Source organism: Marinactinospora thermotolerans DSM 45154 (assembly GCF_900167435.1).
Lineage (GTDB): Bacteria > Actinomycetota > Actinomycetes > Streptosporangiales > Streptosporangiaceae > Marinactinospora > Marinactinospora thermotolerans.
Window position 1 is genome coordinate 446,012 of the sequence record NZ_FUWS01000003.1, and the last position, 21,662, is coordinate 467,673.

The following is a 21,662-nucleotide window of genomic DNA, read 5'->3' on the forward strand; positions in this document are numbered from 1 at the left end:
CCTCACATGTGCGGGGGCGGGACGAGGGTGACATCGTCCGGACCCCCGTCCCAGGAGGTGCGCCACCCGCGTTCGATGGCCGCGTGCTCGAAACGGGGCATGCCGAGGTAGGCGAAGGCGGCGGGGGCGTTGGGGACCAGCCCGGTGACGAAGCTGCGCACCACGCGCAGCGGGGTGCGGCCGACATCGCTCGTCGTCAGGTCGCGGGTCAGGACGCGGTGGCCGCGGGCGGCCAGCCGCCGGTAGACCTCGTCCATCGACACGGCCGGGATCGCGCTGATCGGCCGGACCCCCAGGGCCGGCGCCGTGAACCGCCGGGCCTCCCCGTGGACCCGGGGGTCGAGCCAGACCTGGACGTGGGCGCCCAGGTCGATGACGTTCTCGCAGTGGGCGCCGGCGGCGTCGAGGTAGGAGGCGTCGGCGCGAAAGTCGAGGTAGAGGCCACGGGCCATCAGACCGTGTTCGACGGCGCGGAAGACCCAGCCGTCGGCGGTGGTGCAGCCCTGGGTGTAGACCCAGGTGTGGACGGCTTCGAGCACGGCCTTGCGGGCGGCCCGGACCGGATCGAGCGAGGCGGAGAACCCCGCGGCGTACAGTCCGCGCTCCTCGTCGCGCACGAGCGCCGCCACGGCGGGGGCGAACTCCGAGGGCATGGCCACCAGGGACACGTCCAGGGAGCCGCCGCGCAGGTCCTCGGCCAGACCGGGGACGCTGGCGGGGTCGATGCCGAAGGTGGGGCCGTCCAGGTGCCACCACAGTTCGAGCGCGTCGCGTTCGACGATCTCCAGGACCCCGCGGTCCCGCGCGTCGTCGAACCCCTGCCCGGTGGCGATCCCGGCGTAGTTCAGGTGGTGGACACGCGGCAGGTGCCGGAAGCGCGACTGCCTCCAGTTGAGGTAGATCAGCGAGGCGGGCATCCAGACCTCGGCACCGTCGTGGTCGCCGCAGCGCGCCCACAGCGTGGGCGTGGTCTCGGTGAGGCGCTGGTAGGGGAAACCGGCGCGGTCGTACTGCCACGGGGCGAACACCGGCAGGTCGCCCAGGTCGATCGGGCGCAGGCCCGCGGCCAGCAGTTCCGCGTGGGAGCCGACGCGCAGTTCGCCGTCGGGGAGGTCGGCGGGAAGCCAGTTCCCGCAGTAGCGCTCGATCCCCTCGGCGATCGCGGCGATCCTGGCCTGCTCGACGTCACCGAAGGAGGTGCCCAGCGAGACGCGGTCGGCGGGCCACTCGCCGAGTCGGCGCGCGTCGCAGACGGCGGCGGTCAACCCCAGGTAGGAGGGGGGCGCGCCGGTGGGGTGCGGCACGGCCCGCACCGACCGGATGATCCCGCACTCGGGATCGACCAGCGCCTCCACGGGCAGGCGGCGATCGGCCGGCCGGGTGTCCGTGTCGGTGTGGGCGGCCGGCCGGTGGCGCCGCTCGGCGTCGAGGAGGGTCAAGGTGAGCTCCTTTCGTGGCGCCAGGCCCCTGACGCGGGATCAAAGGTCGATCGGGTGCGGGGCTCGGCGGTGGCCGCGAGGACCCGGGTCCACGCCGCCGGGGTGCCGGGCAGCCCGTGCGCCGCCAGCCAGGGGTCGATGACGTGGGTCAGTCCGCCGGCGGCCCTGACGCGGGTCCGCAGGGCCTCGTCGGTGACGCCGCCGACGAGGTGGTGTCCCCACGGGCCGCTGGCGAAGTGGTTCGAAGCTCCCCAGGCCCGCGCGAGACGCCGGGCGTCGTCGTGGAAGAAGTCGTCATCGCCGCTGATCACCAGCAGCGGCGCGGCGAGGTGGCCGTAGCGTGCCGCCAGGTCGACGCGCTCGGCACTCCACAGCCGCCGCCAACCGGTCAACGCCGGCGGCGCCCAGCCCCAGCCTTCGGCGGCCTCGACAACGCCCTGGGCGCGGGCCTGCGCGGTGCGCCGGTCGAGTTCGGCCACGGGCAGCGGGGGCAGGGAGCGGCGCAGGCGCCCGTGCTCGTGCCACCACCCGATCCGGTGCCGGATCTGCGGGGCGCCCGCGGCGTCCCACGCGGTCTCGGCCAGCCCGAGCGCGGGGACGAGGACGATGATCGCCGCGACCTGGGGCGTGCCGTCGCGCGCCGCGGCGCGGGCGGCCTCCAAGGCGGTGTGGGCGGCGTAGGAGGCGCCGAAGAGGACCAGGGGCAGCCCCGGATACTCCGCGGCCAGCCGGGCGAGCGCCCGCCCGCCGTCGTCCTCCTCGTGCGTGTAGGGGGACCAGGTGCCCGCTGACCGGTACCGGCCGCGCACGTCCTGGACGAGGCAGTGGTAGCCACGCGCGTTCCACGAGCGCGCCGTCGAGGCGTGCCGCTCGGCGTCGTAGGGGGTGCGGATCACCACGAGGCCCTTGGGGCGCGCGCACTCCCACACGAGCCCGCGCAGGACGGTGCCGTCGCGCGCCGGGCAGAGGTGTTCGCGTCCCTCCTGCGCGGTCACGGCCGCCGGCCCGCCTCGCGGTCGATGGGGTGGGGCGCGTCGTAGGCCAGGACCGGGTGCTCGCTGATCGTGCCGGTCGCGGGGACCAGCTTCCACAACGTGGTGCGGTACCCCTCCAGCGCGGCCGTCCCCTGGGCCCAGGCGAGGGCCACGGTGAGCACGCGGCCGGTCAGCAGCGTGCGCGCCGCGGGCGAGGGCGCCGTGGTGGTTCCGGCCGCCCGCTGCCAGGCGTCGAACTCGCGGGGGGTGGGGCTGGCCGCCAGGCGCCGCCGGTACACCTGCTCGGCTCCGGGGTCGTCCTCGGTGAGGCAGATCGGGTCGACGAAGCAGTTCTCGCCCTCGCGGTAGGCGCGCAGCCAGGCGACGCCGTGGCCGGGCAGCGCGTCGAGCCGCTCCCAGCCGACCCGCTCGGCGGGGGAGTCCGCGTAGGCGATCACCAGGTCCCAGCCGCCGGTGTCCCGCCTGTCGGGGTCGGTCGCCTCCGCGGCGTCGCGTCCGCCGCCGACCGCGCCGTCCAGCGCGCGGAGCAGGGCCGCGCCGTCGGCGTGGCGGGTGACGGCCACGTTCCACTCGGCCAGCGCCTCGGCGAGGGCGTCGACGAGCGGGCCCGTTCCGACCAGACCGACCCTGCCCCGCGGGCGCGGCCAGCGACGCCGGGCGTCGTCGTCCTCGCGCGCGGCCATCTCCGTCCGCAGCTTCTCGGCGTAGGCGGAGGTCCTCTCATCCCCCTCCGACGCGCCGGCCAGGACCTCCGGCAGACCGGGCGGTGGGGAGTGCAGGCGCAGAAAGCGCCCCGAGGAGGTGCGGACGATCCCGGTGTCCTCACCGTCGACGAGCACGTGCGCGCCGGTTCCCGGTACACGGGCGATGGAAGGTGGTGGGGTCATGGCCGGCCTCTCGAACGGGCCCGGTCGGGCGGCGCGAGGCCGCCCGACCGGGTGTCGGTTCTCACTGACCACGTCGTGGACGACGGTGGTTAGTCGAAGGGGTTCTCGACGAGGGCGTTGGAGTGCGAAGCCGACAGGTGCGCCAGCTGCTCGGGCTCCTCGATCTCGGTAACGATCTGGGTGTCCATCTGGTCGTCCATGGCGGACTCCTCTCGCAAGGAAGGACGTGCCGGTCGTCAGGTACCGACACGTGTTCGTGGGGGACGAACGTCCCTTACCCTAGTTGAAAACGGTTATCAGTCCCAATAGTTTTGCTTCATGACTTTGCGGGAACTCTTCGTGGCCGACTACCGCGCGGGCCGCACCTACGCCGTCGAGGACGGCGCCGTGCGCGCGCTGGGCGGCGCGGTCCTGGCCGAGCACGCCGGGGTCCTCTCCCTGCCCGGCCGTGGAGAGGGACCCGCCGAACTGGCCTTCGTCGACGACCGCTCCGGCGCCCTCGTCGTCTCCGGCCCCCGCGGTGAGCGGCGCATCCCCGTGGCCATCCCCGGAGAACACCTCGCCTGCGACGCCTCGGGCCGCTACGTGGTGGTGACGACCGGACTGGGCGCGAACGCGGCGGCCTGGAGCGACGTCGTCACCCTCGTCGATCTGGACCGGGGCGAGTCCGTGCGGTTTCGCGCCCGGGTCGGCGAGCCCGGGGCGATGATCGTCCCCGACCAGGCCGACGGGGAACCGGTGATCGTGCTGCGCCACCGAGAACCCGGGGCCATCGAGGCGTTCCCGCTCTCCCGCTGCCTCGACGTCGCCCCCCACGTGCCCCGGATCGTCGGCGCCGCTATCGACGACATCGCCGATGACGGCCACGGCGATGTCGTCGACCAGCGCACCGGCATCGCGGCGACCGCGACCGGCAGGGGACTGGAACGCTTCGTCGTGGACGGCGGCGTGCCGCGCATGCTCGGCGTCGTCGCCTGGCCGGTCCCCGGACGCGCCTACTACCTGCGCCTCGACCAGGCCGCCGGCCACGCCGTGGGCGTGGTCCGGGGCGGCCCGGCCTCCCCGACGGCGTGGACCGAGTGGACGAACCACCTGGTCGACATCGACCTGACCACCGGGCGGACACGCTGCCTTCGACTGCCAGGAGGGCTCGCCTTCCGGTTCGCGCTCGGCGGCACGAGCGCCGCCGTCGCCACGATCCATCCCGACGGGGACGAGCTGACCGTCGTCGAACGCGCCGGGCCGCGGCTGAGCGTCTCGCAGCGGACACCGCTTCCCGCGATGTCGCGCCCACCGGCCGCGGGCCGGCTGCCCTGGGACCCGGTCGGCGACTCGCCGGCACAGCGGCGGGCCGTGGCCGTCGATCCGACCGGCACGACGGTCGCGGTGACCCGAGGGGGCGACGGCCAGCTGCACCTGCTGCGCGACGGCCGGCTGCACACCGTCACCATGCCCAGCCCGCTCGACGAGGGCGGGCACCTGTACTGGCACGGCGGCCACATCGACCCCGTCGGCCGGTGAAAACGGTGACCGACCTCCCCCCTCCCACCATCCCCGCCATCGACGCCGCGCTCACGACGTGGGAACGGCACGGGCGCCCGGGCCTGCCGCACAACGGGTTCGCGCTCAGCCGGCCCGCGGGGCGCCCACGGCAGGGGATCTACCGCGTGGACACCGGCGCGTTGGTGATCGAGCCCGAGGGGCACATCCTGCGCATGGCCCCCTCGCCGGACGGCCGCCGCATCTGCGTCCAACTGGCCGAACGCGCGGACGAGGACGCCGCCCTGGGACTGGTCGACGTCGCCACGGGCGCGCTGCGGCTCTACCCGGACATCCGCTGCCGCTACGACCCCATGCTCTGGCACGACGACTCCACCACCGTCGAGCTGGTCGCCGGCCGCTCCCACGGCGTCGTCGGCCTCGACGCGGACACCGGACGCTGGTCGGCCACGGCCGCGCCGCCGGGCATCCGGCTCAGGCTCTTCCCGGGAGGCGCGCGCGGGCTGTTCGCCGAAAGCCGCCCGGGCCGGCCCACCCGCCTGGTCGACCGCGCCACCGGGACCGAACTCGCCACGTTCGCCGCCATCGCCCGGGTGCTGTCCGTCGGGGATGACGTCGCCGTGGACGACGGAACCCGCCTGCACGTCCTCGACCCGCGCGACGGCACCCGGAGATGGCACTGGGGGGATCCGGCCCTGCGGATCACCTCGGCGGCCGCCCTCGACGAGGACCTCATGGTCGTCGGCGTGCGCGCCGGGCGCAGCGTCATCGTGCGGCTCGCCCACGGCGCGGTCACGGCCGAACGGGAGGTCGCCTACCAGGGCGGCCCGGCGGTCGCGACCGGGGTGAGCGCCGACGCCGGCCGGTTCCACGTCCTCGTCGAAGGCCCGGTGCTGCCCCCGCGGGTCGTGCCCGCCGACGAGCTGCTGTCCGATCGGCCCGCCAGAGTCCGCCGGGCGGCCCCGGCGCGCACCGAACGGCACGCCGTGACCGCCGACGACGGCACGCGCATACCGGTCGTGGTCACCTCCCCGAGGAACGCCGACGGCCCCACGCCGTTGATCCTGACCTGCTACGGCGGCTTCGGCGTGCCGAGCCTGCCGGTGTTCGAGCCCACCGTGCCGGCCTGGATCGAGCACGGCGGACGCTACGCCATCGCGCAGGTCCGGGGCGGCGGCGAGCACGGCAGCGCGTGGCGGCGGGCCGGATACGGCCCGCGCAAGGCGCGCGGTATCGACGACCTGGCCGCCGTCGCGCGCGGCCTGGCCGAGGCCGGTCTCACCCGGCCCGACCTGCTCGTCCTGGCCGGCGCCTCCCACGGCGGGGTGCTGGCGGCCAGCTGCGCGCTGGGGACCCCGGGGCTGTGCGCCGGTGTCGTCAGCACCGCGGCGCCACTCGACCTGCTCAACCTCGACGCCCACCCGCTCGGGCGACAGTGGGCCGGCGAGTTCGGCGCCTCGGACACCCCCGAGGGGGTCGAGCGCCTGCGCCGGATCTCACCGCTGTACCGTGCCGAGACGCTGGCCCCCGGCACCACGCCTCCCCGCTTCCTCGGCATCGTGCTGGCGGAGGACTCCCGGGTGGCCGCCGACGACACCCTGGCGGTCGCCGAGGCGCTGCGCCGCGCCGGCGGTGACGCCACGGTGTGGCGCGCACCGCGCACGGGGCACGGCGGCAACCACCTCGACAGCCTGCACCGCTTCGGGGCGGCCGTGCTCGGCTTCGCCGCCACCACCACCGGATCGCCACGGACCACCCCATCGACACCGTGAGAGAGCACCCGAAACAGATGGCACAGACAACCAACGGAGACGCGCGTTGACCTCCCTCGAACGCCTTCCACCCGATGCGCGCCCGGGGGCATCGGCCTCCGCCGACCCTCCGGCCGCCCCCGCGGGCTCCCCTCGGCGGCGTGGCGCGCTCGCCGTCCGGATCCTCGTTCCGACCCTGACGCTCGTGCTGCTGACGGTGCTGCTGCTGTCGACGAGCATCGGCACGATCGCGGTGTCCCCGGCGGACGCCCTGCGCATCGTCATCGGCCATCTCGTGCCCGGGATGCCCTGGATGTCGGACGGTTCGCTGACCACGGTGCAGGACAACGCCGTCTGGCAGTTCCGGCTGCCCCGCGCGCTCCTGGCCGCGACCACCGGCGCCGCGCTCGCGCTGGCCGGCGCGCTGATGCAGGCCGTGGTCCACAACTCCCTGGCCGAGCCCTACATCCTCGGCGTCTCCGCCGGCGCCGGCGTCGGCGCGGTGTCCTTCATCGTCCTGGGCGTCGGGGTCAGCACCCTCGGGGTGGGGACCTCGGCCTTCCTGGGCGCGCTCGTGGCCACCGCCGCCGTGTACGTCCTGGCCCGCAAGAACGGCCGTATCGCACCGCAACGGCTCATCCTCGCGGGCGTCGCCCTGGGCTCCCTGTTCAGCGCCGTGACCAGCTACCTGACCATCACCACCGACGCCCAGAACGTCTTCAGCATCATGTTCTTCCTGCTGGGCTCGGTCTCCGCCGCCACGATGGGACACCTCGCCCTGCCGGTGGCGGCGCTGCTCGCCGTCGGGCTCTACGCCGCGTTCCGCGCGCGGGCGCTCAACGCCCTTCTCGTCGGCGACGACGCCGCGGCGTCGCTGGGCGTCAACGTCGACCGGCTGCGCAGCGGCACCCTCGTCGCCGCGGCCCTGCTGACCGGGTCGGTCGTCGCGGTCTCCGGCGGCATCGGCTTCGTCGGGCTGGTCCTCCCCCACATCGCGCGCATCGTCGTCGGTTCCGATCACCGCAGGATGCTCCCGGTCGCCCTCCTCGGCGGAGCGGCGTTCCTCGCCACCTGCGATCTGCTCGCCCGGACCCTGGCCGCCCCCGCGGAGATCCCGTTGGGCGTGCTCACCGCGCTGGTCGGAGCGCCGTTCTTCCTGTGGTTGTTGCGGCGCGACCGCGCCGAGAGCGTGGGGGTGGGTCGATGAGGGTGGACATCGAGAACATCGGCGCCCACCGCGGTGGGCGCCCCGTCATCACCGACGTGAGCGTCTCGGTGCCCTCGGGCACCGTGCTCGGGCTGCTCGGCCCCAACGGGAGCGGCAAGTCCACGCTGTTGCGTGTCGTGTCGGGCCTCGCGGCACCCTCGGCCGGGCGCGTGCGCTTCGGCGGCACCGACATCGCCACCCTGAACCGCAGGAAGCTGGCCCAGCACGTGGCGGTGATGGCGCAGGAGCACAGCGAGGAGTTCGAGATCCCCGTCCTCGACATGGTCCTGCTCGGACGTATCCCGCACGGCCGCGGCTACGGCCGCGACTCCGACCGCGACATCGCCGTCGCGCGGCAGGCGCTCGCCCGGGTCGGGGCCGCGCACCTGGTCGACCGCTCCTTCTCCGCGCTGTCAGGGGGCGAGCGCCAGCGCGTGCTTTTTGCCCGCGCGCTCGCCCAGGACACCCCCGTACTCGTCCTGGACGAGCCCACGAACCATCTCGACATCGCCCACCAGCTCGAACTCCTCGACCTGGTCAAGGCCACCGACCGCACCGTCCTGATCGCCCTGCACGACCTGAACCTGGCCGCGCGCTCCTGCGACGCCATCGGCGTCTTGGCCGAGGGCCGCCTGCTCTCCCACGGCACACCCGACGAGGTCTTGCACACCGACCTGATCCGCTCGGTCTTCGGCGTCGAGTCGACCGCTGTCGCCCATCCGCGTTCCGGACGGCAGCACTTCCTCTTCGACGCCCGCAGCCCGTCGAGGTCGGACAGTCACGACCCCGCTGACCAGTCCATCCCGACCCAGGAAGAAATCACCGCCCCATGACACGCACCGAGACCCGGGCCGTGCCCCGGCACCGTGCCCGCCCCCGCAACCTCCCGACCGTGTTCGCCGCGCTCGCGGTGATGCCGCTGGCCCTGACCGCCTGCGGCACCGGTGTCACCGACGCCCCGGCGGACACCAACGCCTCCGGATCGGCCGTGACGATCACGAACTGCGGCCGGGAGCTGTCCTTCGACACCGCCCCCACCAGCGTCGTCGGCATGATGCCCTCGCAGACCGAGCTGCTCATCCGGCTCGGCGTCGGGGACTCCATCGTCGGTCAGGCCCAGACCGAGGTCTCGGCGTTGCCGGACGACGTCGCCGACCAGGCCGCCGACATCCCGGTGCTCAGCACCGACGTCCCACCGGCGCGCGAGGACCTCCTCGCCGCGGCCCCCGACCTGGTCGTCTCCCCCACCGAGTACGAGTTCACCGCGGAACAGGGCTTCGCCAGCATCGACCAGCTGGAGCAGAACGGCGCCAAGGCATATGTCGCGACCGGTGGTTGCGCCGACCGCCGCAACAGCGCGGAGGTCACCGACCTCCTGACGGACATCACCAACCTCGGCGCGATCCTGCGGGTCCCCGACGCCGCCGACCAGCTCGTCCAGGACGCCGAGGAACGACTGTCCGCGGTCGAGAGCGCCATCGGCGACTCGCCGCGCCCCTCCGTCGCGCAGGTCTTCCTGGAGGGCGAATCGCTGTCGGCCATCGGCGCCGGCATCGAGGCGGACATCATCGACACCGCCGGCGGCGCCAACGTCTTCGACCCCGACGCCCCCGAGTTCGCCGAGTTCTTCGCCGCCCAGATCAACCCCGAGGAGATCGTCAGCCGCAACCCCGACGCCATCGTGTTCGGCGTGCGAGGACCCGAGGAGGAGCAGCAGACCCGCGACTACCTCCGCCGCACCTTCCCCGATGTTCCCGCGGTGAAGGACGACCTCCTCATCGCCGTCCCCTCGAGCGACCTGTTCCCCGGCACCCTGGGCAACATCGACGCGGTGGAGACGATCGCCCACGCCCTCCACCCGGACGCGTTCTGAGCCGAGGGCCCTCACGGGTCCGGCCCATGCCCGACGTCACGGGCGGGGCGGGCCGTGCCCACTGTCCGTGAACGTTCACGGCCACAAGGGCACGGCCCGCCCCACGGCCCCCGCGTGGCCCCTCTCGTCCGTCAGGCCGGGAGGGGCCACGGCGGGGCGTCCGAACAGCGGGTGGCTCAGCGGGTGCCGGTCAGGCCGCCGGTGACGGCGACGATCTCGCCGACGGTGTAGCTGGAGTCGGCGTCGGAGGCCAGGTAGACGTAGACCGGCGCGATCTCCTCCGGCTGGGCCACGCGCCCCAGCGGTCCCTGGCTGCCGAGGTGGGCCAGGCCCTCCTCGGGCATGTTCTGGTCGGCGACGTTGAGCACCGTCCAGGTCGGCCCCGGGGCGGCGACGTTGGCGCGGACGCCGTCCTTGGCCAGGCGCGAGGCGATCGGCTTGGTGAAGTTGACCAGGGCGGCCTTGGCCGCCGCGTAGTCGATCATGGTGTCGCCGCCCTTGAGCGCCTCCTCCGAGGCGGTCGCGATGATCGCGTCGCCGGCCTTCAGGTGGGGGCGGGCCGCCTGCACGAGGTGGAAACAGGCGTACAGGTTCACCTTGAAGGACCGGTCCCAGTCCTCGAAGGACAGCTGGGACAGGTCCGTCCGGCCGTTCAGGTGGGCCGCGTTGTCCACCAGGATGTCCAACCCGCCCAGCTCCCGCACGGTCCGTTCGACGGCCTCCCGGCAGAACGAGGCCCCGTGCAGGTCGCCGGGGAGCAGCAGGCACCTGCGGCCCTCGGCCTCCACCGCGCGCCGGGTCTCCTCCGCGTCGGGTTGCTCCTCGGGCAGGTACACGATGGCGACGTCGGCGCTCTCGCGGGCGTGCAGCACCGCCACCGCGCGGCCGATCCCCGGGTCCCCGCCGGTGATCAGCGCGACCTTGCCGCGGAGCTTGTCCGCCGCCCGGTAGCGCTCGGCCCGGTAGCGGGGTCTGGGCTCCATGTCGCCCTCGTGCCCGGGATGCCGCTGACGCTGTTGGGGATAGGGCGGTCTCGGTTGCGAGACCACCTGGGGGCGCCACCACGGGAACCGTCGTCGTCCTGCATGCGCGAGAACCTCCTGACGCCGGCGATGACGAGGCCGGCTTCCGGGTACCACCTGAGGCCAGGTGCCCAGGCGCGCCCCGGGAAACGGGGCGGGGACGATCGGCGCGGGCGTGTGCGGCGGGCCGCCGCCGTCCCAGGGTGATCCGGTGTCGCCGGCCGTCCGGGGGCGCCCCGCGAAGGGGAGGGAGAGGCCGCCGCGGGGGCGGTGCGGGCGCGGCGTTTCCCTCCTGGAGCGGCCGGCCCCTTCGTCCCTCCCGGCGGGGGAGTCAGGGGGTCAGTTCCTCCAGGTGGCCGCCGCGCCATTCGGCCAGCAGGACGGTGGCGTCGTCGTCAAGCCTGCCGGCGTGGTGGTCGAGCACGGCGTGGACCAGGCGGCGCAGGGACTCGTGCAGGGTGAATCGGCCGGAGTGGTGGCGCATGACGAAATCGGTGAAGCGCGCCAGACCGAACTCGGCACCCTTCGTGTCACGGGCCTCGGTGATGCCGTCGGTGTAGAGCACCAGGCGGTCGCCGGGCTGGAGTTGCTCGTGGCAGACGGTGATCGGCAGCCCCAGGTCGGTTCCCATGGGCCCGGCCGGGGGACAGGACAGCTGTCGGGACCACCGATTCGCGCGGATGAGCAGGGGCGGAGGGTGGCCGCGGTTGACCCAGCCGAGCCGGCCGGTCTCCAGGTTCAGTTCGGCCAGGATCCCGGTGGCGTAGCGGCTGAAGCCGAACTGCTCGACGAGTTCCCGTTCCACCATCTGGCTGGCCTGCGTCAGGGACAGACCCTGATGGCGGGCGTTGCGGCAGGCGGCGACCGCCAGGTTGGCGGTGTGCCCGGCCGTCGTGTCGTGGCCCATGGCGTCGAAGACGCTCAGGAAGAGGGTGCTGCCGGTCACGGCGTAGTCGAAGGCGTCGCCGCCGGCCGCGTAGGCCGGCTCCGTGACGGCGCCGACGATGACGCCGTGGCCGGCGAAGGCCGGTGGCGGGGTGAGGGACTGCTGCATCTCGGCGGCCACGTTCATCGGCGCGGTACGCACCAGACGGGCGTAGGAGTCGCTGAAGGACCGCTTGCTCAGCAGCAGCAGCGCCAACATCGAGGCGAAGCCCCGCAGCGCCTCGCGGGTCGCCGCGTCGTCGCCGGCGACGTCCGCCCGCAGCGCGCCCAACCGCTCCACCCCGTCGGTGATCGGCGCCCACCACCGCTGTAGGCCGTGCTCGCCGGTCCTGTCCGATTCGGGGATGAGGTCCACCCGTTGGTAGGCCAGACCCGGCAGTGTGCCGTCGACCGTGAATTCCAGTCCTCCCTCGCCGGCGTCGGACCCCCGTCCGGTCACCTGGCGCAGCACCCTCTCCTGGAGGTCCACCACGAAGAAGACGGTGTGGTGCAGGCCCACGGCGTCGGCGGACTCGGCCACCATCGCGGGCAGCTCCTCCAACGTCGTGGTGTGGCTGGCCAGCATCAGATCGACGAGGGCCTTTCTCACTCGCGCGGAGTCGATCACGCTGCGATCCCCCTTCCGGTACCGGAAGCGCGACGGCCTGCCCCCTGCGGGCGCTGCGCGATCGGCCCGGTCCGGCGGCGGTGCGCCTCACCCCTACCCCGGGCCTCCCGCCGGTCACACGGGTGGCGGCGGAGAAAGCGGCCCCCACCCGTCGGCGCGGTCGCGGCCCGGCCCGGCCGTTCCCCGAGGGGGGAGGTCGGCGGGGCGCGGGGACGGCGTTTCGGCCCGTGCCCCTCGACCGTGCGGACCGGGGAGCCGTCGGCGAGGGCCGTGAACTCCACGGCGCTGCCCGCCGGGCCGAGTGGGACCATGGTCCACCGCTGACCGGACGTCCTCCCAAGCCCGGTACCGGACCGCTATGACCGCCGGCCGGATTGTGGGGCCGCCGGAAGCGGCCCTGCGGCCCGTCGGTGTCAGCCCGTCGCGCAGTAGGAGCGCGCCGCGTCGAACAGCCGGCCGTCGGGTGTGTCGGGCGGGTGTGGAAGTGCCGCGCTCCACGTCGGCGGTTGCCGGTCTCTGGTGGACCGCGGTCTTCAGGGTTTCCCGGCCGTCCTCTGTGGGGGATGGTGCGTGCGGCGCGTGGCCTGTGGTGTCGCCGATCTTTTCCGTCCTGCTCGGTGCCGTGTGCCATGGGACGTGCGAGGACCGATCGTCGAGGCGGGGACGGCCAGTGGGCGCCGGCGCGGCGGTTCGATCCCGGGGGCCGGGCGCTCGCCGCCGGGGACCTCCACGGGTGCGGGGGCCTCGTCTTCGGTGCGGCCGGTGACCGACGCCGGCCACGCGGCTGTGGGAGGACCGGCGCGTGCCGCCTGTCTCCGCCCGGGGCACGGCGCGCGTGCCCCAAACAGGACGGTCGCGCCATGCCGTCCCCGCCTCGCGGCGGAGGGGACGTCCGGGGCAGGCCGGCCGGCTCCGGGGTCCGCCCCGTGGAACGACGGGGCGGACCCCGGGGGCGCCGCGAGTGCTCCGGGTCTTGACCGCCGGTTCCCCAGCTGGCGGTGCCGGGTCAGGGGATGATGGTGGGGGCGATGCCGCCGTCGACCTTCAGGGCGGCGCCGGTGGTGGCCGAGGCGGCGTCGGAGCCGACGTAGTGGACCATGGCGGCGACCTCCTCGGGGCGGATGAGACGGCCCAGGAGCGAGGTGGGCCGTTCCTCGGCGACGAAGCGGCGTTCGGCCTCGTCGAAGGGGACGTCGGGGCCGATGCGGTCGGCGATGAAGTCACGGACGCCGGGGGTGAGGGTGGAACCGGGCAGGACGGTGTTGACGGTGACGCCGGTGCCGGCGACCTCCTGGGCCATGCCGCGCGCCACCGAGATCTGCGCCGTCTTGGTCATCCCGTAGTGCACCATCTCGGTGGGGATGAACACCGACGACTCGCTGCTGATGAAGATGACCCGTCCCCAGCCGCGTTCGACCATGCGGGGGGTGTAGTGGCGGGCCAGGCGGATGCCGCTGAGCACGTTGACCTCGAAGTAACGCCGCCACTCGTCGTCGTCGATCTCGAACACCGGTGTCGCCTCGAAGATCCCGGTGTTGTTGACCAGGACGTCGACGTCGGGGACGGCCGCGAAGATGCGCTGCGCGCCCTCGGCCGTGGCCACGTCGGCGGCGACGGGGATGGGCCGGGTGCCGCCCGCGGCCGCGTGGACGCGTTCGGCCGCCGCCGCGGTGCGTTCCTCGTCGCGGCCGTTGACCACGACGGTGGCGCCGTCACGGGCGAAGGCGACGGCGATGGCCTCGCCGATCCCCGATGTCGAACCGGTGACCAGGACGGTGCGCTGCCCCGTGGTGTTCATGCCTCTCCTCTGTCTCCTCTTGGGCGCCGGAAGGCTTCCCCGGTTATTTGTTTGCATACGCTTGTATTTGCAGGCGCTAACTATATTCACATGGTGTGCTGCCGCCGGGACTCGCGGGGATCGACGGGGGAGTTCATCCCTTGAGAGGATGTAAGCGACGTTTACTTCCGCTGTGTGACGAAAGCGACGTGCGCGTGCCGCCCTCTCCGAGCAAGGTCTCCCCGCCTCCCCTGTCCCCGGAGCCACCCCGGTCTTCCCCTACCCGCGTCATCGCCCCATTGGTCTTCGCCGGCCTCACCTACGCCGTCGCCCAGACCACGATCGTCCCCGTCATCCCGCAGATCCAGGCGGCCACGGGGGCGGGCCCCGGAGCGGCGGCCTGGGTGGTCACCGGGTTCTTCGTCTCCTCCGCGGCCCTGACCGTGGTCGCCGGCAAGCTCGGCGACATCTTCGGAAAGAAACGGGTGCTGCTCGGGGTGCTGGGCCTCTTCGCCGTCGGCGCGGTCGTGGCGGCCGTCGGCTCCTCGCTCGGCGCGGTCGTGGCCGGACGGGTGATCATGGGCGCCGCGGGGGGTGTCTTCCCGCTCTCCTTCGCCATCCTCGGCCAGAGCCTGCCGCGCCCGCGCGCCGCCTTCGGCATGGGGCTGATCAGCTCGATGTTCGGCCTGGGCGGCGCGCTGGGTCTGCCGCTCGGCGGGCTGGTCGCCGAACGCCTGGGCCACCAGGGCCTGTTCTGGGGCACCGCGGCGATGACGCTGGTGGCGATCGCCGCGATCGCCCTGTTCGTGCCCGAGCCCGGGGCCGGGGGCGGCGGCCGGATCGACTGGACCGGGGCGCTGCTGCTCGCGGTCGCGCTGGGCGCCCCGCTCACCGCCATCAGCAGGGCCGAGGCGTGGGGGTGGACGTCGCCTCCCACGCTGGCGCTGCTGGGGTGCGGCGTCATGGCGCTGGCGGCCCTCGTGGTCGTGGAGCGTCGCGTCCGCGAGCCGCTCATCGACCTGGCCCTGATGGGCCGTCGCAACGTCTGGGTCGCCAACGTGGTGGCGGTCCTGGTCACCGTCGGTCAGTCCAGCGCCTTCCTGCTCGTCCCGCAGATCGTGCAGCTTCCCGCCGACAGTGGTGTGGGCCTGGGGGTGGGGGCCGGCGCCGCGGGGCTGTACCTGCTGCCGGCCGCGTTGACCACCATGGTCGCCGGGCCGCTGACCGGCCGCGCGGTCGCCCGCTTCGGGGTGCGTCCCCTGCTGCTCGTCGGCGCGCTGGCGTCGGGGGCGGGGCTGCTCGTGCTGGCGGTGGGGGGCGCCCACCCGATGGTGGTCGTCAGCGGCGGCGCGCTGCTGGGCCTCGGCGGCGGGGTGGCCTTCGCGGTGCTGCCGGTGCTGATCTCCGACGCGGTCCCCGCCGCCGACCTCGGCGCGGCCAACGGCGTCAACACCATCGTGCGCCACGTCTCCATGGCCGTCGCCACGCAGGTCTCGGCCATGGTGCTGGCCCTGGCGACACCGCAGGGCGCCACCTCGCCCGCGGCGTGGGGGTTCGCGCTGGTCTTCGCGGTCGGCGCGCTCCTGGGGCTGACCGCGATGGCGCTCGTCCCCCTGGTGCGCCGCCGCTCCCAAGGCGGCACGCCGGCCTGAGACGCGATCGCGGGCGCGCCCGGCCGTCGTGGCCGGGCGCGCCCGCGGTGAGCGCTGTCAGTCGGTCATCCCGAGGCGGGAACCGGCCTTCTGCACGAACCCCAGCTTCTGCTGGGAGGGCCGCTGCTGTTCACCGTGCAGGGCGTTGAGAACCAGCAGCGCTCCGGTCAGGGCGGGCACCGCCCACTGGGCCAGGCGCAGCTGACGCTGGGCGTCCTCGGTGCTTCCCGGCGTCTTCTCCGCCAGCTCCTTCACCTTCGGCTCGTCGGTCTGGGTCGCCCCGACCTTCTTCCCCAGGAGGCAGGCGTAGGCGGTGGCGGCCAGCGCCGCGCCGGTCAGCACCGTCTTGGCGCCGGTCGAGGCGCCCACGCCCTCCTGGTGGCGCACCCGTTCGGCGTTGGCCTTGAAGAGCCCGGCCCCGCCCACCACGTGGACCGCGATCGCGGCGACGCTGACCGGCAGCCACTTGTTCCACCCGATGGTCGAGATCCGGATGCCGCGACCGGTATCGTCGGCCTCCTTCGCGGCCCCGTTGAGACCGATCACCCCCATGAGCGAACCGCCGAACCAGGCGGCCAACCCCAGATCGTGCAGACTGCGGACCAGGGTGTTGCGCTGCGACGACACCATGTTCACCTCCACCAGACGAAATGAGCGGTCGCGGGACGGCCCCTGCGACCGGCCCACCCACTACCGCGTGACCGCGGGTGTATGCGCGATCACGCGGAGAAGTGACCGGCGGTCTGAGTGTGACGTCCGCGACGCGCCGTCGCACCCGGCCGGGAAGGTCGCACCGGGACGGGGGCGCGGTCCGTCCGCCGGTGCTCCCGGGGCGGACGGGGAAGCCCGACCGGGACCGGCGGGGGTGAAAAGGCCGGTCGGAACATGTCCATCGGTCACACCTGCGTACACTTGCAGGCAATCGCCGGGCCGCAGCGGTCCCGGACCGCCCGCTCGCGGCCCACCGCACGGTCCCACAACGCACCCGAAACGCGGAGGTGGATCGTGTCCTCTGATCCCCGGGAAACCCACCGCGGGCCCTCGTCGCAGGGTTCGCGCATCGACCCCTACGTCGACGCCTACGCCGCGCGCGCCCAGGGGATGGTGGCCTCGGAGGTCCGGGCACTGTTCGCCGTCGCCTCCCGCCCCGAGGTGGTCTCCCTCGCGGGCGGCATGCCCAACGTCTCGGCGCTGCCGACTGACGACATCGGCGAGATCGTGCGCAGGGTCGTCACCGAGCAGGGGCCCACCGCCTTGCAGTACGGCTCGGCCCAGGGCGATCCACTGCTGCGCGAACGCATCTGCGAGGTCATGGAGCTTGAGGGCATCGACGCCGTCGCCGACGACGTCATCGTCACCGTCGGCTCCCAGCAGGCGCTGGACCTGGTGACCCGGGTGTTCGTCGACCCCGGTGACGTCGTGCTGGCCGAGGCGCCCACCTACGTCACCGCCATCAACACCTTCGCCGCCTACCAGGCCCGGGTCGAGCACGTCGCGATGGACGACGAGGGGGTCATCCCCGAGGCGCTGGAGGAGCGGCTGGGCCGGCTGAGGTCGGCGGGGCAGCGGGTCAAGTTCTTCTACACCGTCCCCACCTTCCACAACCCCGCCGGCGTCACGCTGTCCCCGCAGCGCCGTGTCCGCGTCATGGAGATCTGCCGCCGTTTCGGGCTGCTGGTCCTGGAGGACAACCCCTACGGGTTGTTGCGTTATGAGGGCGAGCCGGTCCGCGCGCTGCGGGCCGACTCCCCCGACAACGTCATCTACCTCGGCTCCTTCTCCAAGACGCTGTCGCCGGGGTTTCGCATCGGCTGGGCGCTGGCCCCCGCCGCGGTCCGCGACAAGCTCGTCCTCGCCGCCGAGTCGGCGATGCTCAGCCACTCCAGCTTCAACCAGCTCGTCGTCGGCCGCTACCTCGCCGAGTACCCCTGGCAGGAGCAGATCAAGGACTTCAATGAGATGTACCGGCGGCGCCGCGACGCGATGCTGGGCGCGCTGGAGGCGCTCATGCCCGAGGGCGTCACCTGGACCCGGCCCCAGGGCGGGTTCTTCGTCTGGGTGACCCTGCCCGAGGGCATCGACTCCAAGTCGATGCTGCCGCGCGCCGTGGGCGAGCGCGTCGCCTACGTCCCCGGGACCGGGTTCTTCGCGGGTGACGACGGCCACCGCAACATGCGCCTGTCGTTCTGCTACCCCGACCCCGATCAGATCCGCGAGGGGGTGCGCCGCCTGGTCGGCGTCATCAAGGGCGAGATCACGCTGCGTGATACCTTCGGCAGCGCATCGGCGCGGCCGGGACACGGCACTGACGCGCCGGCCCCGGACCTTCCCTGAGGAGGGTGGACGCCGTGACGAACGGAGCTGAACACAGAGAGGGCGGGACGGTGGCCGATCTGGACCGGGTGCTCGTACTGGCGGGTGGGATGTCGCCGGAGCACGAGGTGTCGGTGCTTTCGGGACGACGTGTCGCCGAGGCGCTGCGCCGCCTCGGCGTGGAGGTGCAGCTGGCCGACGCCGGCGCGGGGCTGCTCGACGCGATCGCGGCGGACCCGCCGCAGGTGGTGTTCCCCGTGCTGCACGGCGCGGCCGGCGAGGACGGTTCCATCCGCGAGATCCTGGACCTGGCCGGCCTGCCCTACGTCGGCGCGCCCCCGCAGGCCTGCCGGATCGCGTTCGCCAAGCCGATCGCCAAGACGATCGTCGCCGGACGGGGGCTGGACGTGCCGCGCGGCGTCGCCCTGCCCAAGTCGGCCTTCCACGACCTCGGCGCCCCGGCCGTCATGGCGCGCATCCTGGACACGCTCGGGCTGCCGCTGTTCGTCAAGCCCGACCAGGGCGGGTCGGCGTTCGGCGCCGCTCCCGTCGAGACCGCCGAGGACCTGTCGGCGGCGCTGGTGGGCTGTTTCGCCTACAGCGACACCGCGCTCATCGAGGAGCGGGTCGAGGGGACGGAGATCTCGGTGGGGGTGCTCGACCTGGGCGAGGGACCCTTTGCGCTGCCCGCGGTCGAGATCGTCCCCGACGGCGGGGTCTACGACTACTCGGCGCGCTACACCGCCGGCCGCACCGAGTTCTTCTGCCCGGCCCGGCTCGACGACGAGGTCGCCTCGGCGGCGGCCGACGCCGCCATCACCGCCCACCTGGCCCTGGGGCTGCGCGATCTGTCGCGTACGGACCTGATCGTCGACCGGGACGGCCGGGTGCGCTTCCTGGAGGTCAACGTGGCCCCGGGCATGACGAGGACCTCGACGCTGCCCCTCGCGGTCGAGGCGGCGGGGTTGGACTTCGGGGTCGTGTGCCGCGACCTCGCCCAGCGGGCGCTGCTGCGCGGCTGACCCGCACCCGTCCGCGCGGTCCCTTCCCGGCCGCGCGGCGGGACCATCACGCTCCCCGGACCCCGGTCGGGCCGGCCCGCTGGGATCCGGCCGTGTTCGAGTACCACGGCTGGATCACCGTGCGGGAGAGCGCGACCGGCGATGACGACGAGGCGCGTCTGGCCGGCATCGCCGAGGAGCTGCGCCGCCGCGTTGCGCGGGCGGCCGACCCCTACCTGCTCGACCTGAGGTGGATGAACGGGGAGCTCTTCCTCCACCTGGGCGGCAACAGCAACCGCGCCGCGGCGGCGAGCGGGGTTCTCGACCTGTTCGCCCATGCCGGCGTGGTCGCGCCGGGCTCCTACGGGCTCTTGCACGTCCGCGACGACGAGGATCCCCGGCACGGTGACGAGGTGCGGGTCTTCCGGCTGGCGCGCGGGAGGGTCTCCGCGCACACCGAGCCGCTCCTCTCACCCTGCGTCCCCGCCCTGGAGGATCCCTACGCCGGTTGACGTGCCGGTTGCGCGCGGCGCCGCCCGTCAAGGAGCGGGCGCGGGCCCCCGTTCGTCGGGTTCGCGATACACCAGGAGGTAGCGCCACAACAGGAGGCGCCGCAGGGTGCTGCCCGGCAGCAGGACGCGGGCCGCCTCCGCGACCTGATCCAGCGTCATGGCCGGCCGGGCGGTGACGGAGGGCGGGCTGACCTGCCCGCCGCGGCCGGCGGCCTCGCGCAGGGCCGTCCCCAGCCGGTACAGCGCGTTCACCGGGACCGCGGCGAGGCTGACCAGCCGGTCGGCCAGGGTGTGCTCCCGGTAGCAGCCCAGGATCACCAGGACCCCGCCGGGGCGCAGCGCGCGCCGTAGGTCCGCGACGGTGGCGAAGGGCACGTGGTGGATGCTGGCCAGGCACGAGATGTAGTCGTAGGTGCCGGCCGGCAGGGGGGTCTGGGTGATGTCGGCCCGCCGGAAGCGGACGCGACCGCCGCCGGCCGTGGCGGGGGTCAGCGAGCGTGCCGTGGCGATCGCCTGTTCCGCGGGGTCGACGGCGTCCACGTCGACCCCCAGCCGGGCCAGCCGGCGCGCGAAGCCTCCCGTGCCGCACCCCACGTCCAGGGCCCTTCGGCAGGGGTCGGGAAGGTGGCGGAGCAGGAGGCCGTGGTAGTGAGCGTTGTGGTCGAAGGGCACGGCGCCATTATGGCAGGCGCGGTCGGCCCCGTGGGGGCCGCGCCGGGTCGGGCGAGGGCCGCGCGGCCCTACCCCAGCAGCGGCCCCGCGGCGCCGATGGCGAAGTGGAAGACGAACACGGCGCTGAGCACCCACATCAGCCAGTGCACCTCGCGGTGCCTGCCGGTGAGCGACGTCAGCAGCGTGTAGGTGATGATGCCGGCGCCGATGCCGTTGGCGATGTTGTAGGTGAAGGGCATCAACACGATCGTCAGGAAGGCCGGGATGGCGACGGTCACGTCGTTCCAGGCGATCTTGCCGATCTGCATCATCATCATGGCGCCGACGAGGACCAGCGCGCACGCCGCGGCCTGCTGCGGCACGATCCCGGTCAGGGGGGTGAGGAAGAGGGCGAGCAGGAACAGCCCGCCGGTGACCAGGCTGGCGATGCCGGTACGGGCGCCCTCGGTGACGCCCGCGGTGGACTCGACGAAGATGAGCGTGGCGGAGGAGCTGGTGGCCCCGCCCGCGATGGCGCCGACCCCGTCGATCGCGAGGATCTTGTTGATGTGCGGCATCCGGCCGCGCTCGTCGGTGAGCCCGGCCTTCTCGCCGATGGCCAGGCAGGTGCCCAGGGCGTCGAAGAAGCCCGCGAGCACGAGGGTGAACAGGATGATCCCGGCGCTGACCGCGCCCGCCGAGGTCCAGGCGCCGAACAGGTCGACCTGGAAGAGCAGCCCGAAGTCGGGGGCGCCGACGACGGATTCGGGGATCTGCGGTACCTGGAGCCCCCACGCGGCCGGATCGATGTCGAAGACGTGGTGCACGGTGACGGCCATGACGGTGCCGGTGAGGATGCCGATGAGGATCGCCCCGGGCACCTCGCGGCTGACGAGGACGGCGGCGACGAGGAAGGAGACGATGAAGACGGCCACCGGCCAGCCCACCAGGTGGCCCACCGTGCCCAGCTGGAGCAGGGTGCCGCCCTCGGCGCCGGCGCTGAGGAATCCGGCGTCCTTGAGGGCGATCAGCGTCACGAACAGGCCGATGCCCACGCCGATGGCGAGGTTGAGGTTGCGCGGGATGGCGTCCATGATCATCGACCGCAGGCCGGTGACCACGAGCAGGATCACCACCACGCCCTGCCAGACGACCAGCCCCATCGCCTCGGGCCAGGTCATGAGGGGGGCCGCCTGGTAGGCGACGACGGGTGTGGTCCCCAGCGCCGCGGCCAGGGCGATGGGGGCACGGCCCACCAGGCCCATGACCACGGTGACCACGCCCGCCGACAGGCAGGTCATCGTGGTCAGCTGGGCGGGCGACAGCACGTCGCCGTTCACGTCCTGGGCGCCGCCCAGGATGATCGGGTTCAAGACGATGATGTAGGCCATCGCCATGAAGGTGGTGAGCCCACCACGGAGTTCGCGCGGGAGGGTGGAACCGCGTCCGCTGATGGAGAAGTACCGGTCGAGCCAGGATCGATCGGAATGGGCCGGGCTCGCCGGACCCGCCGTGTCGGGTGTCTTCACA

Annotated in this window: 19 protein-coding genes; 9 read left to right on the forward strand and 10 right to left on the reverse strand. The window is 73.6% G+C overall.

What is annotated here, in order from left to right; genetic code table 11:
- Positions 1-2: 2 nt before the first annotated feature.
- The 4 genes from B5D66_RS07515 to amiA form a co-directional block, all read right to left on the reverse strand.
- Positions 3-1,439, reverse strand: a complete 1,437-nt coding sequence (locus tag B5D66_RS07515; protein ID WP_200813557.1) for a YcaO-like family protein — start codon at positions 1,437-1,439, stop codon at positions 3-5.
- Positions 1,436-2,434, reverse strand: coding sequence for a CocE/NonD family hydrolase (locus B5D66_RS07520; RefSeq protein ID WP_078760899.1), 999 nt, complete (start codon positions 2,432-2,434; stop codon positions 1,436-1,438). Before B5D66_RS07520 ends, B5D66_RS07515 begins: the two co-directional genes overlap by 4 nt.
- Positions 2,431-3,321, reverse strand: a complete 891-nt coding sequence (locus B5D66_RS07525) for a hypothetical protein (RefSeq protein WP_078760900.1) — start codon at positions 3,319-3,321, stop codon at positions 2,431-2,433. The genes B5D66_RS07520 and B5D66_RS07525 overlap by 4 nt, the downstream gene beginning before the upstream one ends.
- An 89-nt stretch (positions 3,322-3,410) precedes the next feature.
- Positions 3,411-3,521 carry a streptamidine family RiPP gene (gene amiA, locus B5D66_RS26285; protein ID WP_268805248.1) on the reverse strand — a complete coding sequence of 37 codons (111 nt, stop codon included), beginning with the start codon at positions 3,519-3,521 and terminating at the stop codon, positions 3,411-3,413.
- A gap of 118 nt (positions 3,522-3,639) precedes the next feature.
- Here amiA and B5D66_RS07530 point away from each other — a divergent pair, with 118 nt between their 5' ends.
- The 5 genes from B5D66_RS07530 (at position 3,640) to B5D66_RS07550 (ending at position 9,652) form a co-directional block, all read left to right on the forward strand.
- Entirely contained in the window at positions 3,640-4,842 is a 1,203-nt protein-coding gene (locus tag B5D66_RS07530; RefSeq protein WP_078760901.1) for a hypothetical protein, read from the forward strand.
- A gap of 5 nt (positions 4,843-4,847) precedes the next feature.
- Positions 4,848-6,593 carry a prolyl oligopeptidase family serine peptidase gene (locus B5D66_RS07535; protein WP_078760902.1) on the forward strand — a complete coding sequence of 582 codons (1,746 nt, stop codon included), beginning with the start codon at positions 4,848-4,850 and terminating at the stop codon, positions 6,591-6,593.
- A 160-nt stretch (positions 6,594-6,753) separates the two neighbouring features.
- Positions 6,754-7,779 (forward strand): FecCD family ABC transporter permease, encoded by a 1,026-nt coding sequence (locus B5D66_RS07540; RefSeq protein ID WP_078760981.1) that lies wholly within the window; start codon positions 6,754-6,756, stop codon positions 7,777-7,779.
- Entirely contained in the window at positions 7,776-8,612 is an 837-nt protein-coding gene (locus B5D66_RS07545) for an ABC transporter ATP-binding protein (protein ID WP_078760903.1), read from the forward strand. The genes B5D66_RS07540 and B5D66_RS07545 overlap by 4 nt, the downstream gene beginning before the upstream one ends.
- Positions 8,609-9,652, forward strand: coding sequence for an ABC transporter substrate-binding protein (locus tag B5D66_RS07550; RefSeq protein ID WP_078760904.1), 1,044 nt, complete (start codon positions 8,609-8,611; stop codon positions 9,650-9,652). Before B5D66_RS07545 ends, B5D66_RS07550 begins: the two co-directional genes overlap by 4 nt.
- 176 nt (positions 9,653-9,828) lie before the next feature.
- Here B5D66_RS07550 and B5D66_RS07555 read toward each other — a convergent pair whose 3' ends face one another.
- From B5D66_RS07555 to B5D66_RS07565, 3 genes are all read right to left on the reverse strand, one after another.
- Positions 9,829-10,635, reverse strand: coding sequence for an SDR family oxidoreductase (locus tag B5D66_RS07555; protein WP_200813558.1), 807 nt, complete (start codon positions 10,633-10,635; stop codon positions 9,829-9,831).
- A 370-nt stretch (positions 10,636-11,005) separates the two neighbouring features.
- Positions 11,006-12,226, reverse strand: a complete 1,221-nt coding sequence (locus tag B5D66_RS07560; protein WP_078760906.1) for a PP2C family protein-serine/threonine phosphatase — start codon at positions 12,224-12,226, stop codon at positions 11,006-11,008.
- Between the two features lie 1,006 nt (positions 12,227-13,232).
- A complete protein-coding gene (locus B5D66_RS07565) occupies positions 13,233-14,024 on the reverse strand; it encodes an SDR family NAD(P)-dependent oxidoreductase (protein ID WP_078760907.1) in 792 nt (263 codons plus the stop codon).
- A 278-nt stretch (positions 14,025-14,302) separates the two neighbouring features.
- On the opposite strand from B5D66_RS07565, the gene B5D66_RS07570 reads away from it, so the two are divergent.
- Complete coding sequence (locus tag B5D66_RS07570; protein WP_159457232.1) at positions 14,303-15,655, forward strand: MFS transporter; 1,353 nt, start codon at positions 14,303-14,305, stop codon at positions 15,653-15,655.
- 57 nt (positions 15,656-15,712) lie between these two features.
- On the opposite strand, the gene B5D66_RS07575 is transcribed toward B5D66_RS07570, so the two are convergent.
- The gene (locus B5D66_RS07575; protein ID WP_144390018.1) at positions 15,713-16,285 is read right to left on the reverse strand and encodes a hypothetical protein; all 573 of its coding nucleotides are present in this window, start codon (positions 16,283-16,285) and stop codon (positions 15,713-15,715) included.
- A 375-nt stretch (positions 16,286-16,660) separates the two neighbouring features.
- On the opposite strand from B5D66_RS07575, the gene B5D66_RS07580 reads away from it, so the two are divergent.
- From B5D66_RS07580 to B5D66_RS07590, 3 genes are all read left to right on the forward strand, one after another.
- The gene (locus B5D66_RS07580) at positions 16,661-17,989 is read left to right on the forward strand and encodes an aminotransferase-like domain-containing protein (protein WP_394330036.1); all 1,329 of its coding nucleotides are present in this window, start codon (positions 16,661-16,663) and stop codon (positions 17,987-17,989) included.
- 50 nt (positions 17,990-18,039) lie between these two features.
- The gene (locus B5D66_RS07585) at positions 18,040-18,990 is read left to right on the forward strand and encodes a D-alanine--D-alanine ligase family protein (RefSeq protein ID WP_078760910.1); all 951 of its coding nucleotides are present in this window, start codon (positions 18,040-18,042) and stop codon (positions 18,988-18,990) included.
- Between the two features lie 92 nt (positions 18,991-19,082).
- The gene (locus tag B5D66_RS07590; protein WP_078760911.1) at positions 19,083-19,481 is read left to right on the forward strand and encodes an Imm7 family immunity protein; all 399 of its coding nucleotides are present in this window, start codon (positions 19,083-19,085) and stop codon (positions 19,479-19,481) included.
- A gap of 27 nt (positions 19,482-19,508) precedes the next feature.
- Here the strand turns inward: B5D66_RS07590 and B5D66_RS07595 are convergent, their stop codons facing one another.
- Complete coding sequence (locus tag B5D66_RS07595) at positions 19,509-20,153, reverse strand: class I SAM-dependent methyltransferase (RefSeq protein ID WP_078760912.1); 645 nt, start codon at positions 20,151-20,153, stop codon at positions 19,509-19,511.
- A gap of 68 nt (positions 20,154-20,221) precedes the next feature.
- Positions 20,222-21,661: an NCS2 family permease gene (locus B5D66_RS07600; RefSeq protein WP_144390019.1), complete on the reverse strand. Its 1,440-nt coding sequence runs from the start codon at positions 21,659-21,661 to the stop codon at positions 20,222-20,224.
- Position 21,662 lies beyond the last annotated feature (1 nt).

Coding starts and splice junctions, on each gene's coding strand:
- B5D66_RS07545 (WP_078760903.1), top strand. CDS start 7,776: ATGAGGGTGGACATCGAGAACATCGGCGCCCACCGCGGTGGGCGCCCC.
- B5D66_RS07575 (WP_144390018.1), bottom strand. CDS start 16,285: ATGGTGTCGTCGCAGCGCAACACCCTGGTCCGCAGTCTGCACGATCTG.
- B5D66_RS07565 (WP_078760907.1), bottom strand. CDS start 14,024: ATGAACACCACGGGGCAGCGCACCGTCCTGGTCACCGGTTCGACATCG.
- B5D66_RS07555 (WP_200813558.1), bottom strand. CDS start 10,635: ATGGAGCCCAGACCCCGCTACCGGGCCGAGCGCTACCGGGCGGCGGAC.
- B5D66_RS07550 (WP_078760904.1), top strand. CDS start 8,609: ATGACACGCACCGAGACCCGGGCCGTGCCCCGGCACCGTGCCCGCCCC.
- B5D66_RS07530 (WP_078760901.1), top strand. CDS start 3,640: ATGACTTTGCGGGAACTCTTCGTGGCCGACTACCGCGCGGGCCGCACC.
- amiA (WP_268805248.1), bottom strand. CDS start 3,521: ATGGACGACCAGATGGACACCCAGATCGTTACCGAGATCGAGGAGCCC.
- B5D66_RS07525 (WP_078760900.1), bottom strand. CDS start 3,321: ATGACCCCACCACCTTCCATCGCCCGTGTACCGGGAACCGGCGCGCAC.